The organism is Pseudomonas sp. B21-021, from assembly GCF_024749205.1.
GTDB lineage: Bacteria > Pseudomonadota > Gammaproteobacteria > Pseudomonadales > Pseudomonadaceae > Aquipseudomonas > Aquipseudomonas paraglycinae.
This window is the reverse complement of the sequence record NZ_CP087192.1, coordinates 4710885-4728328: the sequence shown is the minus strand read 5'-3', so window position 1 is coordinate 4728328 and position 17444 is coordinate 4710885. Positions and strand designations below refer to the sequence as shown.

Annotated in this window: 12 protein-coding genes; 9 read left to right on the top strand and 3 right to left on the bottom strand. The window is 61.3% G+C overall.

Features of this window, described 5'->3' with window-relative positions:
* Positions 1 to 84 precede the first annotated feature (84 nt).
* Positions 85 to 4917, top strand: a complete 4833-nt coding sequence (locus LOY31_RS21090; RefSeq protein ID WP_258712171.1) for an NEL-type E3 ubiquitin ligase domain-containing protein — start codon at positions 85 to 87, stop codon at positions 4915 to 4917.
* A 24-nt stretch (positions 4918 to 4941) separates the two neighbouring features.
* Here the strand turns inward: LOY31_RS21090 and mnmC are convergent, their stop codons facing one another.
* Positions 4942 to 6921 carry a bifunctional tRNA (5-methylaminomethyl-2-thiouridine)(34)-methyltransferase MnmD/FAD-dependent 5-carboxymethylaminomethyl-2-thiouridine(34) oxidoreductase MnmC gene (gene mnmC / locus LOY31_RS21085; RefSeq protein ID WP_258712170.1) on the bottom strand — a complete coding sequence of 660 codons (1980 nt, stop codon included), beginning with the start codon at positions 6919 to 6921 and terminating at the stop codon, positions 4942 to 4944.
* Between the two features lie 173 nt (positions 6922 to 7094).
* Here mnmC and pap point away from each other — a divergent pair, with 173 nt between their 5' ends.
* Together pap and LOY31_RS21075 are read left to right on the top strand one after the other, a co-directional pair.
* Complete coding sequence (gene pap / locus LOY31_RS21080; protein ID WP_221533145.1) at positions 7095 to 8609, top strand: polyphosphate:AMP phosphotransferase; 1515 nt, start codon at positions 7095 to 7097, stop codon at positions 8607 to 8609.
* Between the two features lie 102 nt (positions 8610 to 8711).
* Positions 8712 to 9896 (top strand): thiolase family protein, encoded by a 1185-nt coding sequence (locus LOY31_RS21075; protein ID WP_258712169.1) that lies wholly within the window; start codon positions 8712 to 8714, stop codon positions 9894 to 9896.
* Positions 9897 to 10025: 129 nt separating this feature from the next.
* On the opposite strand, the gene LOY31_RS21070 is transcribed toward LOY31_RS21075, so the two are convergent.
* Entirely contained in the window at positions 10026 to 10220 is a 195-nt protein-coding gene (locus LOY31_RS21070) for a DUF6316 family protein (protein ID WP_221533143.1), read from the bottom strand.
* A gap of 215 nt (positions 10221 to 10435) precedes the next feature.
* Here LOY31_RS21070 and LOY31_RS21065 point away from each other — a divergent pair, with 215 nt between their 5' ends.
* Entirely contained in the window at positions 10436 to 11395 is a 960-nt protein-coding gene (locus LOY31_RS21065) for a DMT family transporter (RefSeq protein ID WP_258712168.1), read from the top strand.
* A gap of 122 nt (positions 11396 to 11517) precedes the next feature.
* On the opposite strand, the gene LOY31_RS21060 is transcribed toward LOY31_RS21065, so the two are convergent.
* A complete protein-coding gene (locus LOY31_RS21060; RefSeq protein WP_085607253.1) occupies positions 11518 to 12912 on the bottom strand; it encodes a class II fumarate hydratase in 1395 nt (464 codons plus the stop codon).
* 193 nt (positions 12913 to 13105) lie between these two features.
* On the opposite strand from LOY31_RS21060, the gene LOY31_RS21055 reads away from it, so the two are divergent.
* The 5 genes from LOY31_RS21055 to LOY31_RS21035 all read left to right on the top strand — a co-directional run bounded on the left by LOY31_RS21055 (position 13106) and on the right by LOY31_RS21035 (position 17443).
* Entirely contained in the window at positions 13106 to 13624 is a 519-nt protein-coding gene (locus LOY31_RS21055) for a DUF2059 domain-containing protein (protein WP_085607251.1), read from the top strand.
* Positions 13625 to 13636: 12 nt separating this feature from the next.
* Complete coding sequence (locus tag LOY31_RS21050) at positions 13637 to 13936, top strand: BolA family transcriptional regulator (RefSeq protein ID WP_007950896.1); 300 nt, start codon at positions 13637 to 13639, stop codon at positions 13934 to 13936.
* 117 nt (positions 13937 to 14053) lie between these two features.
* A complete protein-coding gene (locus tag LOY31_RS21045; RefSeq protein ID WP_096821010.1) occupies positions 14054 to 14995 on the top strand; it encodes a rhodanese-related sulfurtransferase in 942 nt (313 codons plus the stop codon).
* A gap of 2 nt (positions 14996 to 14997) precedes the next feature.
* On the top strand, positions 14998 to 15633 hold the full coding sequence (locus LOY31_RS21040; RefSeq protein WP_258712167.1) for a DsbA family protein: 636 nt from the start codon (positions 14998 to 15000) through the stop codon (positions 15631 to 15633).
* On the top strand, positions 15626 to 17443 hold the full coding sequence (locus LOY31_RS21035; protein ID WP_039770577.1) for an ABC transporter ATP-binding protein: 1818 nt from the start codon (positions 15626 to 15628) through the stop codon (positions 17441 to 17443). Before LOY31_RS21040 ends, LOY31_RS21035 begins: the two co-directional genes overlap by 8 nt.
* Position 17444: the final 1 nt, after the last annotated feature.

Genomic DNA, 17444 nt, shown 5'->3' with positions numbered 1-17444 from the left:
GAACGGGCAGTTATTCGTGTTTTTTATTCGGCGGCGGGATCGATAGGGTGGAAGGGACTCAACAGCAATAAAGGAATATTGCCCATGTCCACTACACCCGCGTCGATCGCACCGATCGCCCTTACGGAAAAACAGAAACTGAGCTTTTTGCTGGAAGCCACCGGCGATCTGGACACCGCCACGGCCTTGCAGAAAAACTTCCCCTCCGTGCTGCTCAATGCCAGTGCCGACACATTGGCGGCACTGGACAAGACCGCCTGTGACCTGCACACCATCCAGGCCCAGGTCGAGACAGACTTGAGCCGGCTGCAGTCGCTGAAAAGCTTTTGCATCGCGCAATTGAAATACGCCCTGACCAAACGCTGGTCAGCTGTGTTCGATGTCGAGAAAGACCACCTCGAGTTACCGGGAAGCTATTGCGGTTGCGAGCCGGTAACGCCACCAGGCGGCGGAGCGAAGGTCACGCCGTCCGCTACCCCGACGCTGCTGGAAGCAGCGATGCAGAACTTCACGCAAGACGAGGCGCAAGCCGATTACTTCCCCGAAGGCAGCTTCGTGCGCATTGCCAGCGCACCTGACGGCGTCCCCGGTCTGACCCCGCCGGCGTTCGCCGCGCTCTGCCGGGAGCTGGATCTGGGGCGGCTGTATCAGGAGCATTTCCAGCAGGTGTTCGGAGTCAGGGAAGTCAATGGCAGTCGGGTCGCCACCGGTACGATGGTTCGCAATATCTCGGTGATGAAAAAGCAGATGCTGCAACTGGATCTGCACCTGGCGCTGATGAAGGAACACGTCTCCCGGGACGGTTTTCAGACGGTTCAGCGCCTGATCGACGCCGGTGGCATAGCTGATGCCAAAAGCCTTCAGTTCAAGGGGCGACCGCTGATCATGCAGGGCATTGAAGCGCTCGACAGTTGCCTCTGGGGTGTTGTGGTCTTCTCCGAAAAATCGGTCGAGCTGGATCCGGATCAATGGTGTCTGGTGTACATGCCCGGGGAACCTGACCAGCCCCTCTACGAGTACGCGAGTTTCACGGCGTTCATCGCATATCTGGAGTTCAAACTGGGAGTCGGCAGTTACAAAAGCTACTTCACCCACTGCATCGGCGAAGTCGACAAGGTCGAGTTTTTCAAGACGTTTGCCGAGAACGATAGCCTGGGGCACGTCAAACAATTGGAAATGCCCGGCCCGCTGTTCGATTTCATGCTCAAAAGTCATGTCGGCAAACTGCAACTCGACGCCCGTGCGCTTGCCGTGCCGACTGCCGATGTCGATGAGGAGGAGCGCAAGAAACGTTTGATCCAGTATCTGGAAGTCGGTATGACGATCGCCAACGTGGCGGGGTTCGTCGTTCCGGTACTGGGGCAACTGATGATGGGTGTCGCGATCGGGCAAATGCTCGCGGAAGTGTACGAAGGAATCGAGGACTGGAATCGCGGGGACCGCCAGGAAGCTTTTTCACACCTGCTCAGTGTCGCGGAAAACCTTGCCCTGATGGCCGCCGTGGGTGCCGGCGTCAAGGTCTTGAAGTCCCTGGCGATCAAGACCGTTCAAAAACACCCGGATTTCTTTCAGCCCTTTACCGCCATTCTCGACCGCAGTGGTCAGTCCCGATTGTGGAAGCCGCAACTGAGCGCCTATGAACAGCCTCTGCCTGTCGAGGAAGGCCTCGAACCGGACGCGACAGGCTTGTATCAGGCCGACGGCAAGACTTTCGCCCGCATTGACGACCGCACCTATGCCGTGGCGCTGGATCCTTCTTCTAAGACCTGGCGGATTCAGCACCCTGTCCGTCCACAGGCGTATGCGCCGACGCTCAAGCCCAGCCGACACGGCGGCTGGCGTCATGCCTCGGAGCCGAGCGAGCAATGGGCCGGCGCCTATACCCTCAAACGCATCGATCCGCAGTTGGCGCGTTTCGACGACAGTCGCCTGGAGATGATCCGGCGGCTGACCGACACGCGCTTCGACGAACTGCATCGCTTGAGCGATGACAGTCTGCCAATAACGCCTCGTTTACGAGACATGATCGAGCGGTTCGCTCTCGAGCGCCGGGTGCGTGACTTCGTTGCCGCCATGGAGCGTGGCGAAGCGACCGATGCACGGCATGCCCAGGAACAGTTGCAGGCGCTGCCAAGGCTTTCCGGTTGGCCGCAGGATCGCTACATCGAGGTCGTTGATGAAAAAGGGGAGATCACCGAGACCTTTCCTCCCGGCTCGATTGAAGATGACACCCTGAGCGTCATTGTCAGCAACGATCAGTTGGAGAAGGGCGAGTTGCTGCAGACCGTCATCGACGGTCTGTACCCCAAAGAGGTCGAGGCTCTGGTCGGCGCTGACGTTGCGCTGACCGATCGGGGGGTGAAACTGGCGAAAGTCATCGGCGCGGCGGTCAAGGCTGATCGTCGTTCGACGTTCGATCATCTGTACCGGCGCTATGACCAGACCCTAGACAGTGAGGTGCTCAAGACCAGAGCGGCTTATCCCGACGTACCGACGCGTTACGCACAGGAACTGATCCGTCAGGCTTCGAGTGTCGAGCGCACGCTTCTGCGCACCACCGGACGAGTGCCAATGGGCCTGGCGCAGCGCTTGAGCGAGGCCGTGAGCAATGTTCGCCTGGATCGGGCGCTGACCGGGTTCTACCTGGCTGAAGTCGCCAACGCCGACACCGAAAAACTGGCCATTGGCTTGTTGCCGCAACTCGAGGGTTGGGATCCGCAGCTTTACCTGGAATTGCGGGCTCAGTCACTCAAGGGAGACCTGCTTGAGACCCTCGGCAAGAAACCGCTCACTGCCGGGAACTCGCTCACACTGGTCAGGCTCGACAACGGCTTCGAGGTGTTCGACAGCCAGGCCAGGTCTCTCGGAAAAGCGCTGGGGCCGGACAGTCTCTATCAGTCGATCCTGAAGGGGCTTTCACCTCGTCAGCTGAAGTCCATCGGCCTGGAAGGCGTCAAACCTGAGGATGGCTGGCGTCTGCGAAGCAAGTTACTCGACACCGCACTGGATGAGCGGGAAGGATGCAACCGGTTGTTAAGCGGCGAGCAGTTTGAACCGCCGGCTCCCGAGCCTGCATGCGTGCTCGCCGATCCACCCGGCGAAGCCGCAAATCATCCACAACGTCTGTTGCGCAAGGTGAAAAAACTCTACCCCTTGTTTTCCGATATCCAGGCCCGGGAGTTTCTTGATCAGTTGGGCGCAGACCATCTGACACGTGCACTTCGGGTCAGGCAATTGCAGGATGACCTGGCGCGCCTGCGAGAGGTGCTCGATACCTGGATGGACGATACCGCGGCCATCAAGGCTCAGGGCGGGATATCGAGTGAAGTGCGCGAATGCCGGCATCTCGTGGCGTACGAGATCGAAGACAGTTTTCGCCGGCTGGTTTTACTGCCCGACGAGTATTACCGTCCGGCCTATGGCCTGAAGCTCGATGGCATGCGGTTCGGAAAGCTGCCGATCCTGCCGCCCGGGCTGAGCTTCGATCACGTGAGGCATCTGTCACTGCAAAACATGCAGCTGGACAATGATGTCGCGTATTTCCTCAAAGCCTTCAAGAACCTCGAGACACTTGAGCTGGGTCGCAACAGGCTCACCCAGTTGCCGGAGGCGGTCTCGCTCATGCCGAATCTCAGGCGTTTGGGCCTGATGCACAACCGTCTTCAGATGACCGAGCATGCCCTGGTGAAATTGTCGCGAATGCGCAATTTGCAAAGCCTGGACCTGAGCGAAAACCCTCTGGGGGCGACGGTGGATGTCAGCGGGATGTTCGAGCTGTCTGACCTGAGCGTGCGCAATACCCGAACCACTGAACTACCCAAGGGGTTGCACCGTTTGCCAAACCTGGATCGGGTAGATTTGCGCGACAATGACATTCGCGATTTACCACAGTGGCTGTTTGAAACACCGCGGCGCTTCAGTGAAACGATCAATCTGCGCAACAACCCGATTTCCGCTCTCAGCAGTACTCATCTGGAGAACTACCGCAAGAAAATCGGGGTCGGCATGGGGTATCTGGAAAACGATATCGCGCGCCTGGATGAACACCAGGCACGTTCGATCTGGCTGACCGAAACCGGAGGGACGGTGGGTTCCAGGCGGCTGCAAACATGGAACGCGATCAAAGACGATCCGATGGCCGAAGGCCTGTTTCATTTGCTGGCGGAGCTGGGCAATACCGCTGACTCCGAATTCGTGCGAGAGGATATGTCCAGGCGGGTCTGGGCGGTGCTTGAGGCGACGCAGGCCAACGCCGAACTGCGCGAGCAGATTTTCAATCTGGCGGCCAACCCGATCAATTGCACGGATAGCGCAGCGCTGAACTTCAGTCATCTGGAGGTCGCCGTGCATGTGCGCAATGTATTGTGCTTTGCCGGTGAGAGGCAGGTCTCCCCGACGGTCCTGATGAAGCTTGCCCGAGGCTTGTTCCGGCTTGAGCAAATCGACTTGATAGCGGCGGAACACGCCCGGGATCAAGGATCCCCCGACCCTCTGGAAGTGACCCTTGCGTATCGCACGGGGCTGGCACGGGCGTTCGACCTGCCTGGGCAGGCGGCGCATATGCGTTACAGCGAACTGGCTGATGTGACGGGTGATGAATTGATAGCGGCGCTCCACCGAATCCAGACGGCTGAGCTGTCCTCCAGCTGGGTGAAGTTTCTGGTTCGCCAGCCGTTCTGGAGTGACTACCTGAAAACCCGTTTCGCGCAGCAGTTCGAAGACGCCATTGCCCCTCACCATGAGGAAGTTCAGGCACTGTTCGAAAAAGCTGAGGAACTCACTTCTGCCGACTACCTGAGTGAAATGGGTCTGTGCACCTCGCGTAAGCAACAGACCGAGAACGCCCTGTTGCAACGCTTGACCCAGCGTATCGCGGAGCAGATCGAGCGGGGCACCTGCATCGTGCCCGGTGACTGACAGCGTCTGGACGGAGCGCCCGGTTCACTTGCCGCGAATCAACTGGCGCAGGGCGAAGCGGTTGGGGTGACAGGCCTCGGCCACGGCTCTGGGCAGCGGCAGCGGTTCGTTGTCCAGCCACGCGGCCAGTAACTCGCCAGACAGTGGCGCGGTGATCAACCCGCGTGAACCATGGCCACTGTTGACGTACAGGCCATCCAGCCACGGGCAGGGAATGTCCGGCACTTGCCGGGCATCCTTGCTCAAGGCGCGATAGGCCTCGGTGAAGGCTTCGCGATCGGCGAGCGGGCCGACAATCGGCAGGTAATCGGGGCTGGTGCAACGGAAGGCGGCGCGCCCCTCAAGGCGTTCGGCGTCGAGTTCGTCGATGTGCAGGCGCGCGACCAGATCCGTGGAGATTTCTTCGAGCATCGCCAGATTGCCCAGGTGTTCGGCGGTGGTCGGGGTGAGGTCGTCGCTGTTGAAATCGAAACTGGCACCGAGGGTGTGTTCGCCCAGCCGTGCCGGTGCGACGTAACCTTCGGCGCACACGACTGTGGCCAACGCCTGACTTTGCGCGGTCTGCGCCAGTCGGGTGATCTGCCCGCGAATGCGCTTGAGGGGCAGGTCGGCACTCTGGGCAAAACGCTTGATTTCGGCAGCACCGGCCAACACCACGACGGGTGCTGTTGCGATCAGTCGTTCACCGTCGAAGGCTTGCCACTGACCGTCGATTTTGCGCAGCTCCACGGCTTCATGATGGGTGAGCAGCGTGACGCCCGGTTGTGCGGATTGCGCCTGACACAGCGCCGGCGGATGCACCCAGCCGCCCTCGGGATAATACAAACCACCGTGGGCCAGACCGATCCCGGCGCGGGCCTGTGCTTCGGGTTGATCGAGCCATTGCAGAAGGTCTTCGGGAAACGCGGCCGCCAGTTGCGCCTGACGCTCGCGTTCCTTTTCATTGAACGCCAGTTGCAGCACGCCGCTGTTGTCCCAATCGGTGCCGCGTTGCAGGGTTTCCAGCAGACGTCGGGTGTAGCCGAAACCGCTGACGATCAACTGCGACAGAGCGGTGCCATGGGCGGACAGTTTCAGGTACAGCACGCCTTGGGGATTGCCCGAGGCTTCCTGTGCTACCGCGTCATGCCGTTCCAGCAGACTGACTTGCCAACCCCGCGCCGCGAGGCTGGCTGCCGTGGCGCAACCGGCCAGACCGGCACCGATCACCAGGGCGCGACGCTCACCGCTCAACGGAGCCGGGCGGGCGAACCACGGTTTTTCGGCGGCGGGGGGCGCAACGTCCTCGGGCCAGCCGAGAAATTGGCCGCGCAGGATCTCCCACTTATGGCCGATGCCCGGCGTGCGCTTCATCTTGAAGCCGGCGGCGTTCAGCAGGCGCCGTACCCAACCGGTGCTGGTGAACGTGCTGATGGTCGAACCGGGCGCCGCCAATCTCGCCAGTTCCGCGAACAGTTCGGCAGTCCACATCTCCGGGTTTTTCGCCGGGGCGAAACCGTCGAGAAACCACGCGTCGATCTGGCCGTCCAGTTGCGGCAACTGCTCCAGCGCATCGCCGATCAACAGCGTCAGGGTCACACGACCGTTATCCAGAACAATGCGCTGAAAGCCCTGATGGATTGCCACGTAATGCTTGAGCAACTGATCCGAGAACGGCTTCAGTTCCGGCCACAGCGCCAGCGCACGTTGCAGGTCTGCAGGGCTCAACGGAAACTTTTCGACGCTGACAAAGTGCAGCCGCGCACCTGCCACCGCATGCTGTTCGAACAACTGCCAGGCGCAAAGAAAATTCAGCCCGGTGCCGAACCCGGTTTCACCGATCACCAGTCGCCCACCCGCCGACAGCGCGGCAAAACGCTCGGCCAGACGGTTCTGTTCGAGGAACACGTAGCGGGTTTCATCCAGCCCCGACTGGTCGGAAAAATACACATCGTCGAACACTCGCGAACGCGGGCGTCCCTGGTCATCCCAGTCGAGTTGGGCGTGGGGCATTACAGGTTTCATGGCAGGCTCGGCAACGACAAGGCGGCCATTCTAGCCGATCACGCAGGCGGCGCTTGATCCATGGCAAGCCTTGCCGACGATCACTCAAGGACAATCCGCCGCCGGCGGGAATTTCTGTGCCGCGTCAGAGCCCAATCCGCTAGTCTTGCTGAATCCTGGAAGGAGCCGTCCCCATGTTCGAATCCGCTGAAATCGGTCACGCCATCGACAAAGACACCTACGAAGCCGCCGTGCCCGCCCTGCGTGAAGCGTTGCTTGAAGCCCAGTTCGAGTTGCAGCAGCAGAAGCGTTTCCCGGTGATCATTTTGATCAACGGCATCGAAGGCGCCGGCAAGGGCGAGACGGTGAAGTTGCTCAACGAGTGGATGGACCCGCGCCTGATCGAAGTGCGCACCTTCGACCAGCAGACCGATGAAGAGCTGGCACGGCCACCGGCCTGGCGTTACTGGCGGATGCTGCCGGCCAAGGGGCGGATGGGGATTTTCTTTGGCAACTGGTACAGCCAGATGCTGCAGGGGCGGGTGCACGGGTTGTTCAAGGATCCACGTCTGGATCAGGCGATTGCCGGCGCCGAGCGCATGGAAAAGATGTTCTGCGATGAAGGCGCGCTGATCTTCAAGTTCTGGTTCCACCTGTCCAAGAAACAGATGAAGGCGCGGCTCAAGGCCCTGGCCGATGACCCGCTGCACAGCTGGCGCATCAGTCCGCTGGACTGGCAGCAATCGCAAACTTACGACAAGTTCGTCAAATACGGCGAGCGCGTGTTGCGTCGAACCAGTCGCGATTACGCGCCGTGGCATGTCATCGAGGGTGTCGACCCGCACTACCGCAGCCTGACGGTCGGCAAGATTCTGCTCGAAGGCCTGCAAAACGCGCTGAAGCGTCCCGATGTGCATCCGCACGATGTCAGTGCCCAGCCGCTGGGCTCGTCGGTGGATCAGTTGAACCTGCTCGACAGCCTCAACCTGACCCAGCGTCTGGAGAAGAAAGATTACGAAGAGCAATTGATCACCGAGCAGGCGCGGCTGTCCGGCCTGATGCGTGACAAGCGCATGCGCCGTCACGCGCTGGTGGCGGTGTTCGAAGGTAACGATGCGGCGGGCAAGGGCGGTTCGATTCGTCGTGTGGCGGCGGCGCTCGATCCGCGCCAATACAGCATCGTGCCGATTGCCGCACCGACCGAAGAAGAGCGAGCGCAGCCGTATCTGTGGCGTTTCTGGCGGCACATTCCGGCGCGGGGCAAATTCACTGTGTTCGACCGCTCGTGGTACGGCCGGGTGCTGGTGGAGCGGGTCGAAGGCTTTTGCAGCACCGCCGACTGGATGCGTGCCTATGGCGAAATCAATGACTTCGAGGAGCAACTGGCCGATGCCGGGGTGATCGTGGTCAAGTTCTGGCTGGCGATCGACAAGGACACGCAGATGGAGCGCTTCCAGGAGCGCGAAGAAATTCCGTTCAAGCGCTTCAAGATCACCGAAGACGACTGGCGCAACCGCGACAAGTGGGACGCCTATCGCGCCGCCGTCGGCGACATGGTCGACCGCACCAGCACCGAAATCGCGCCGTGGACCCTGGTCGAGGCCAATGACAAGCGCTGGGCCCGGGTCAAGGTGCTGCGCACAATCAACCGGGCGCTGGAAGAAGCGTTCGAAAAGTCCGACAAGCGAGCCAAGAAGCACAAGGACTGAACCGATGGGCCCGCATACGCGAGGTGAATGATTGTCGCGGTCGGCGATTGGGTGGACTTATGCTCGGTCCACTCTCAACCGACTGCAACAATGAGGTATGCCATGCGTGAAGTGGTGATCGTCGACAGCGTACGGACCGGCCTGGCCAAGTCCTTTCGCGGCAAGTTCAACCAGACCCGTCCCGATGACATGGCGGCCCATTGCGTCAATGCGTTGCTCTCGCGCAACGACATCGACCCGGCCAGCGTCGAGGATTGCATCGTCGGCGCCGGTTCCAACGAAGGCGCCCAGGGCTACAACATCGGTCGCAACGTCGCGGTGCTCTCGCAATTGGGCACCGGCACGGCGGGCATGACCCTCAACCGTTTTTGTTCCTCAGGCTTGCAGGCGATTGCGATTGCCGCCAACCAGATCGCGTCGGGTTGCAGCGACATCATCGTCGCCGGCGGCGTCGAGTCGATCAGCCTGACCCTGAAAAGCGTCAACACCGATCACCTGATCAACCCGTTGCTCAAACAGCAGACCCCCGGCATCTACTACACCATGGGCCAGACCGCCGAAGTGGTGGCGCGCCGTTATGGCGTCAGCCGCGAGGCGCAGGATCGCTACTCGCTGCAAAGCCAGATTCGCACTGCACAGGCGCAGGCCGCCGGCCTGTTCAACGATGAAATCGTGCCGATGGCGGTGAAGTACCGCGTTGAAGACAAAAACAGTGGTGAAGTGCAGGTCCTCGACGGCATCGTCGATCACGACGACTGCAACCGCCCGGACACCACCTATGAAAGCCTTGCCGGGTTGAAACCGGTGTTCGCCGAGGACGGTTCGGTGACTGCCGGCAACTCGTCGCAGTTGTCTGATGGCGCCTCGATGACGCTGGTGATGAGCCTTGAAAAAGCCCTGCAACTGGGGCTCAAGCCGAAGGCGTTTTTCCGTGGGTTCACCGTGGCCGGTTGCGAGCCGGACGAAATGGGCATCGGTCCGGTGTTCTCGGTGCCGAAACTGCTCAAGGCCAAAGGCTTGCAGGTGGCGGATATCGATCTGTGGGAATTGAACGAAGCGTTCGCCTCGCAGTGCCTGTACGCCCGTGATCGTCTGGAAATCGACAACGAGAAATACAACGTCAATGGCGGCTCGATTTCCATCGGTCACCCGTTCGGCATGACCGGCTCACGGCAGGTCGGGCATCTGGTGCGCGAGTTGCAGCGGCGCAATCTGCGTTACGGAATCGTGACCATGTGCGTGGGCGGCGGGATGGGCGCGACCGGGTTGTTTGAGGCTGTGCGTTAAGTCCGGGAATTTGTTTTGCTCTCTCGATAGCTTTCGCGAGCAAGCTCGCTCCCACAGTTGACCCTATTCTTATTGAAGGAATGTGATCGAATGTGGGAGCCAGCTTGCTCGCGAAGGGGGCGACCGGATCTACCTGCCAGAATCCCGCAACTGCATCCGCGCGATGTAGGCGCGGATTTCCTGCTCGGCTTTCTCGGGGCTGTCGAACGGCCCTTCGAGGGTATTTTCCCGGGTGCTGAAATACAGGTCGCCGTTGACCCGGCACACGCGGTCGCTGCGAAAGCGCGTGGCGGGGGCGGTGTCCTGGGCGCGCATGCCTAACATGACGGGGTCTCCTTGGTGATTGATGTCCCGGGCTGGATCCAAGAAGCTTATGCCTGAACCACTTACCTTGCCCGGCCGGCCGATCAACGGCCCATCGTCAATTTTCTGCTGCGACCTGCACAGTTTCATTTGCGGCTGGAGCGCAACTGTCCCTGTGTCGGGCAGGGTCTGTGCGCCTAGAATGAGTGCTCCTGTCTCTGGCGCTTGGGGTTCTCATGCACGTTTCATCGGGTCGTTGGGTGTACGGCATGTTCCTGGCGTTGTTGACGGCGTTTCTGTGGGGAATCCTGCCGATCAAGCTCAAGCAGGTGCTGGTGGTGATGGACCCGGTCACGGTGACCTGGTTTCGCCTGCTGGTGTCCGGCGGCTGTCTGTTCATTTATCTGGCGGCGACCAAACGCTTGCCGAGCCGCAAGGTGCTCGGGCCGAAGGGGGGCTGGCTGGTGCTGATGGCGGTGCTCGGGCTGGTAGGCAATTACGTGCTGTATCTGATGGGCCTGAACCTGCTCAGCCCCGGCACCGCGCAACTGGTGGTGCAGATGGGGCCGATCATGTTGCTGATCGCCAGTCTGTTCGTGTTCAAGGAGCGCTTCAGTATCGGTCAGGGCATTGGGCTGGTGGTGCTGTTGATCGGTTTTGCGTTGTTCTTCAATCAGCGTCTGGCTGAATTGCTCACCTCTTTGTCTGACTACACCGCCGGCGTGTTGCTGGTGCTGTTGGCGTCGACCGTCTGGACCTTCTATGCGCTGGGGCAGAAACAACTGCTGACGGTGTGGAATTCGCTGCAGGTGATGATGGTGATCTACCTGTTCTGCGCCCTGTTGCTGACGCCTTGGGTGCATCCGCTTGAGGCGCTGTCGCTGAGCCCGCTGCAGGGCTGGCTGCTGCTGGCGTGCTGCATGAACACCCTGATCGCCTACGGCGCGTTTGCCGAAGCACTGGCGCACTGGGAAGCTTCACGGGTCAGCGCGACGCTGGCGATCACGCCGTTGGTGACGTTCGGTGCGGTGGCCGTGGCGGCCGGGGTGTGGCCTGAATATGTGCATGCCGAGCAGATCAATCTGCTGGGGTATGGCGGGGCAGTGCTGGTGGTGCTGGGTTCGGCGCTGGTGGCGCTCGGGCCTTCGCTGATTGCCGGGCTCAAGGCCCGGCGGATGCGCATGGCAGCAGGTTAACCGAGTCATCGTTCTTCGCGAGCAAGCCCGCTCCTACTTTTAACCGCACTCCTGACAGGGGAGTGCGGTCAACTGTGGGAGCGGGCTTGCTCGCGAAGACTGACTTACAGACGCTGCAGATCTCAGCCCTTGGCCCCGGCCTCGATCATGTTCTCCGGCCGCACCCAGGCATCGAACTCTTCATCGGTCAGATAACCCAGCTCCAGCGCCGCTTCGCGCAGGGTCTTGCCTTCGCTGTAGGCTTTTTTGGCGATTTCCGCCGACTTGTCGTAGCCGATGTGCGGGTTCAGCGCCGTTACCAGCATCAGGCCGCGTTCCAGATGTTTCGCCATGACTTCGGCGTCCGGCTCAAGCCCGGCGATGCAGTGCTGCTGGAAGTTGCTGCAGCCATCGGCCAGCAGACGGATCGATTGCAGCAGGTTGTGGATGATCACCGGTTTGAACACGTTCAGTTGCAGGTGACCCTGGCTGGCGGCAAAACCGATCGCCACGTCATTGCCCAGCACCTGGCAGGCGAGCATCGACAGCGCCTCGCACTGGGTCGGGTTGACCTTGCCGGGCATGATCGAACTGCCCGGCTCGTTGGCCGGCAGGCGCACTTCGGCAAAACCGGCACGCGGACCGGAACCCAGCAGGCGCAGATCATTGGCGATTTTCATCAGCGCCACGGCGAGGGTTTTCAGAGCACCGGACAGCGTGGTCAGCGGCTCATGGCCGGCGAGGGCGGCGAACTTGTTGGGCGCGGTGACGAATGGCAGGCCGGACAACGCCGCCAGCTCGGCGGCAATCGCTTCGCCGAAACCGTGGGGCGAGTTGAGCCCGGTGCCGACCGCGGTGCCGCCCTGGGCCAGTTCGCAGACTGCCGGCAACGCCGCGCGAATCGCCCGTTCGGCGTAATCCAGCTGCGCTATGAAACCGGAGAGCTCCTGACCGAAGGTGATCGGCGTGGCGTCCATCATGTGGGTGCGGCCGGTTTTCACCAGCTTCATGTGCCGCGCCGACAGTTCGGCCAGGCCGCCCGACAGCTCGGCGATGGCCGGCAGCAGTTGGCCCTGCACCGCTTGCGCGGTAGCGATGCTCATGGCGGTGGGGAAGCAGTCGTTGGAGCTCTGCGAGCGGTTGACGTGATCGTTGGGGTGCACTGGCGTCTTGCCGCCGCGCGGGTTGCCGGCCAGTTCGTTGGCGCGGCCGGCAATCACTTCGTTGGCGTTCATGTTGCTTTGGGTGCCGCTGCCGGTCTGCCAGACCACAAGCGGGAACTGGTCGTCATGCTGGCCGTCGAGCACTTCGTCGGCGGCCTGTTCGATCAGGCGGGCGATGTCGGCGGGCAGGTCGCCGTTGCGGTCGTTGACCCGGGCCGCGGCTTTCTTGATCAGGGCCAGGGCGTGCAGGACCGGCAAGGGCATGCGTTCCTGACCGATCGCGAAGTTGATCAGCGAGCGTTGCGTCTGAGCGCCCCAGTAAGCGTCGTCCGGGACCTCGATCTGGCCCAGGCTGTCGGTTTCGATACGGCTCATCGTGCACACTCCTGTTGGTCTGTTTGCGCAGTTTAGGCCGGTGTCGGCCCGGGTGGTTCCCTCCGGCCGATTGTTGACCGGCAAATCCCCGCCAATCAAGCGCGGCAAGGCCCGGGGGTTGAGCCGCAGCGTTATTCAGGCGCAGAATGGTCGCCCTTGGGGTTTTACCTCGCCTAGCTGAAAAGGAAACTCGATGACTCGTCTTCGTGCCATCTGCACCGCGGTTGCCCTGGTTTGCGCCAGCGGCCAGGTGCTTGCCGATACCGCCAGCCACAACGCCAGTGCCGAAGCTTTCCTGACCCTGGCACACGCTGACAAGCTGGGCACTCCGGTGTACATGCAGGTTCAGCAGATGTTCGCCCAGCGTTTTGAACAGACCAAGGCGCCGGAATCCAAGAAAGCCGTACTGGATACCTACCAGGCCAAGGCCAACGCCGCTCTGGACCAGGCCATTGGCTGGAACAAGCTGAAACCGGACATGGTCAAGCTCTACACCACCAATTTCAGCGAATCCGAGCTCAAAGACCTGGTCGCGTTCTACCAGTCGCCACTGGGCAAGAAAGTCCTGGAAAAAATGCCGCAGCTGACTCAGCAATCGGCGCAGATGACCCAGGCCAAGCTGGAAAGCGCCGTACCGGTGGTCAACAAGCTGCTGGACGACATGACCAACGAGCTGGCACCGAAAGGCGCGGCTCCGGCCAAGAAGAAGTAAGCGGAGTTCGTGATGACCATGCAACAACGCATCGAATCGACGCTGGCGCTGCTTCAGCCTGAGCATCTGCAAGTGCTGGACGAAAGTCACATGCACAGTCGCGGGTTGCAGACCCACTTCAAGGCAGTGGTGGTCAGTGCGCAGTTCGAAGGCCTGAACCGGGTCAAGCGCCACCAGAAAGTCTACGGTACGCTCGGCGAGCTGATGGGCGAGTTCCATGCGTTGGCGCTGCACACCTACACCCCGCAGGAATGGGCAGAGACAGGCGTCGCTCCGGCGTCGCCGACCTGTGCCGGCGGCAGCAAGCATTGAGTCTTGCAGCAATGAACTGAGGTTTTTTGCTAGAATCCGCAACGCGCCGCTTACCCGGCGCGTTTTTTTTCGCATCCGGTTCACCCTTTACGAGGGTAGCCACCTGGAGAAATACCCATGACACAACCGATTGTCGTGGCGGCACTGTACAAGTTCGTCACCCTCGAAGATTACGTCAACCTGCGCGAGCCTCTGCTGCAAGCGATGGTCGACAACGGCATCAAAGGCACCCTGCTGATCGCCGAAGAAGGCATCAACGGCACGGTTTCCGGCAGCCGTGAAGGCATCGACGGCCTGCTGGCCTGGCTGCGCAACGATCCGCGCATGATCGATATCGATCACAAGGAATCGTACTGCGACGAGCAGCCGTTCTATCGCACCAAGGTCAAGCTCAAGAAAGAGATCGTGACCCTGGGCGTCGAAGGCGTCGACCCGAACAAGAAGGTCGGCACCTACGTCGAACCGCAGGACTGGAACGCGCTGATCAGCGACCCGGAAGTGCTGCTGATCGACACCCGCAACGATTACGAAGTCTCGATCGGCACCTTCGAAGGCGCCATTGATCCGAAAACCACCAGTTTTCGCGAATTCCCCGACTACATCAAAGAACACTTCGATCCGGCCGTGCACAAGAAGGTCGCGATGTTCTGCACCGGTGGCATTCGCTGCGAAAAAGCCTCGAGCTACATGCTCGGCGAAGGCTTCGAAGAGGTTTACCACCTCAAGGGCGGCATCCTGAAGTACCTCGAAGAGGTGCCGCAGGAAGAGACCAAATGGCAGGGCGACTGCTTCGTCTTCGACAACCGCGTGACCGTGCGTCATGACCTGAGCGAAGGCGACTACGATCAGTGCCATGCCTGCCGCACCCCGGTCAGCGTTGAAGATCGCGCTTCCGAGCATTACGTGGCCGGCATCAGCTGCCCGCACTGCTGGGACACCCTGAGCGAGAAGACCCGCCGCAGTGCGATCGACCGCCAGAAGCAGATCGAACTGGCAAAAGCGCGCAACATGCCGCACCCGATCGGCTACAACTATAAGCAAGCATCCACCGAGGCTTAATCATGTCTGCACGCCTGCTCTATGTGATGGATCCGATGTGTTCGTGGTGCTGGGGATTTGCCCCGGTAGCCAAGGCATTGGTGGAGCAGGCGCAGGCAGCCGGGGTGGAACTGCACCTGGTGGTCGGCGGGTTGCGCACCGGCAGCGGTGCGGCGCTGGAGCCGACCACCCGGCGCTACATTCTCGAACACTGGCAGGCGGTCACCGAGGCCACCGGCCAGCCGTTCAAGCTGGAAGGCGCGTTGCCGGAAGGCTTTGTCTACGACACCGAGCCAGCCTGCCGGGCCATCGTCACCGCGCGCAGTCTGGCAACGGATTGCGCGTGGAAACTGGTCGGGTTGATCCAGCACGCGTTTTACGCCGAAGGTCGCGATGTCACTCAGGCCAGCGTTCTGGTGGAGCTGGCGGAGCAGGCCGGCGTCCCGCGCATCGAATTTGCTGCCCTGTTTGATCATGCCGATCAACACAAGGCGACCCAGGCCGATTTCAGTTGGGTGCAGGATCTGGGCATCGCCGGATTCCCGACCCTGCTCGCCGAGCGCAACGGCCAACTGGCGTTGCTGACCAACGGCTACCAGCCGCTCAGTGACCTGTCGCCGTTGCTCGGTCGATGGCTGGAGCGCGCGGCCTGTGTCTGACCCGGCCGATGACACGCCAGCCGTCAAGCGTGTCGACCGGCTGAGCTGGGCTGAAGTCCGGCGACTGGCACTTCATCACAAAAAATCCCTGTGGATCGCCAACGGCGTGGCCGTACTGGCGACGCTGTGCAGCGTGCCGATTCCGCTCCTGTTGCCGTTGCTGGTGGACGAAGTCCTGCTCGGCCACGGCGATGCCGCGCTGAAAGTCATGAACCATGTGCTGCCCTCGATGTGGCAGCAGGCGGCGGGTTACATCGGCCTGATGCTGGTGGTGACGCTGACCCTGCGCTGCAGCGCCCTGTGTTTTGGCGTGTTGCAGGCGCGGTTGTTTGCGCGGCTGGCCAAGGACATCGTATATCGCATTCGCGTGCGTTTGATTGAACGACTCAAACGGATCTCCCTCGGCGAATACGAAAGCCTGGGCAGTGGCACGGTCACCACGCACCTGGTCACCGACCTCGATACCCTCGACAAGTTTGTCGGCGAAACCCTCAGCCGTTTTCTGGTGGCGATGCTGACCCTGGTCGGCACTGCCAGCATCCTGATGTGGATGCACTGGAAACTGGCGCTGCTGATCCTGCTGTTCAACCCGCTGGTGATCTACGCCACGGTGCAGTTGGGCAAACGGGTCAAGCACCTGAAGAAACTGGAGAACGACAGCACCTCGCGCTTCACCCAGGCGCTGAGCGAAACCCTCGATGCGATCCAGGAGGTGCGCGCCGGCAACCGCCAGGGCTTCTTCCTCGGACGGCTGGGTTTGCGCGCGCAGGAAGTGCGCAACTATGCGGTCAATTCGCAGTGGAAGACCGACGCCTCGAACCGCGCCAGTGGTCTGCTGTTCCAGTTCGGCATCGACATTTTCCGCGCAGCGGCGATGCTCACGGTGCTGTTCTCCGACTTGTCGATCGGCCAGATGCTCGCGGTGTTCAGCTACCTGTGGTTCATGATCGGCCCGGTCGAACAACTGCTGAACCTGCAATACGCCTATTACGCGGCGGGCGGTGCGCTGTCGCGGATCAACGAACTGCTGGCCCGCGCCGACGAGCCGCAATACCCCGGCGGCGTCGACCCGTTCAAGGGCCGCGATACCGTCGGGATTCAGGTGCAGGGTCTGAGCTTCGGTTACGGCGACGAACTGGTGCTGGATCAGTTGAACCTGTCCATCGCGCCGGGCGAGAAAGTGGCGATTGTCGGCGCCAGTGGCGGCGGCAAAAGTACCCTCGTGCAATTGCTGCTGGGCCTGTATACGCCACTGGCCGGGACGATCCGTTTCGGTGGGTCGACCCAGCAGGAAATCGGCCTGGAAACGGTTCGGGAAAATGTCGCGGTGGTGCTGCAGCATCCGGCGCTGTTCAACGACACCGTACGTGCCAATCTGACCATGGGCCGTACCCGCAGCGATGAAGCCTGCTGGCAGGCACTGGAAATCGCCCAGCTCGAACCCACCATCCGCGCCTTGCCGGACGGCCTGGACAGCATCGTCGGCCGCTCCGGCGTGCGGCTGTCCGGCGGTCAGCGTCAACGTTTGGCCATCGCCCGGATGATCCTCGCCGAGCCGAAAGTGGTGATCCTCGACGAAGCCACCTCGGCCCTCGACGCCGCCACCGAATACAACCTGCACCAGGCCATGGCGCGCTTTCTCCATGGCCGCACCACGTTGATCATCGCCCACCGCCTGTCAGCGGTGAAGCAGGCGGATCGGGTGCTGGTGTTCGACGGCGGGCAAGTGGCCGAGGATGGCGACCACCAGCAACTGATTGCCGATGGCGGGTTGTACGCCAAGCTTTATGGGCATTTGCAGAGGTTGTAGA

Excerpts from the sequence above, each read along its gene's own strand:
- LOY31_RS21060 (WP_085607253.1), bottom strand. The coding sequence starts at position 12,912 with ATGAGCCGTATCGAAACCGACAGCCTGGGCCAGATCGAGGTCCCGGAC.
- mnmC (WP_258712170.1), bottom strand. The coding sequence starts at position 6,921 with ATGAAACCTGTAATGCCCCACGCCCAACTCGACTGGGATGACCAGGGA.
- LOY31_RS21065 (WP_258712168.1), top strand. The coding sequence starts at position 10,436 with ATGCACGTTTCATCGGGTCGTTGGGTGTACGGCATGTTCCTGGCGTTG.
- LOY31_RS21040 (WP_258712167.1), top strand. The coding sequence starts at position 14,998 with ATGTCTGCACGCCTGCTCTATGTGATGGATCCGATGTGTTCGTGGTGC.
- LOY31_RS21075 (WP_258712169.1), top strand. The coding sequence starts at position 8,712 with ATGCGTGAAGTGGTGATCGTCGACAGCGTACGGACCGGCCTGGCCAAG.
- LOY31_RS21070 (WP_221533143.1), bottom strand. The coding sequence starts at position 10,220 with ATGTTAGGCATGCGCGCCCAGGACACCGCCCCCGCCACGCGCTTTCGC.
- LOY31_RS21090 (WP_258712171.1), top strand. The coding sequence starts at position 85 with ATGTCCACTACACCCGCGTCGATCGCACCGATCGCCCTTACGGAAAAA.
- LOY31_RS21045 (WP_096821010.1), top strand. The coding sequence starts at position 14,054 with ATGACACAACCGATTGTCGTGGCGGCACTGTACAAGTTCGTCACCCTC.
- LOY31_RS21055 (WP_085607251.1), top strand. The coding sequence starts at position 13,106 with ATGACTCGTCTTCGTGCCATCTGCACCGCGGTTGCCCTGGTTTGCGCC.
- pap (WP_221533145.1), top strand. The coding sequence starts at position 7,095 with ATGTTCGAATCCGCTGAAATCGGTCACGCCATCGACAAAGACACCTAC.
- LOY31_RS21050 (WP_007950896.1), top strand. The coding sequence starts at position 13,637 with ATGACCATGCAACAACGCATCGAATCGACGCTGGCGCTGCTTCAGCCT.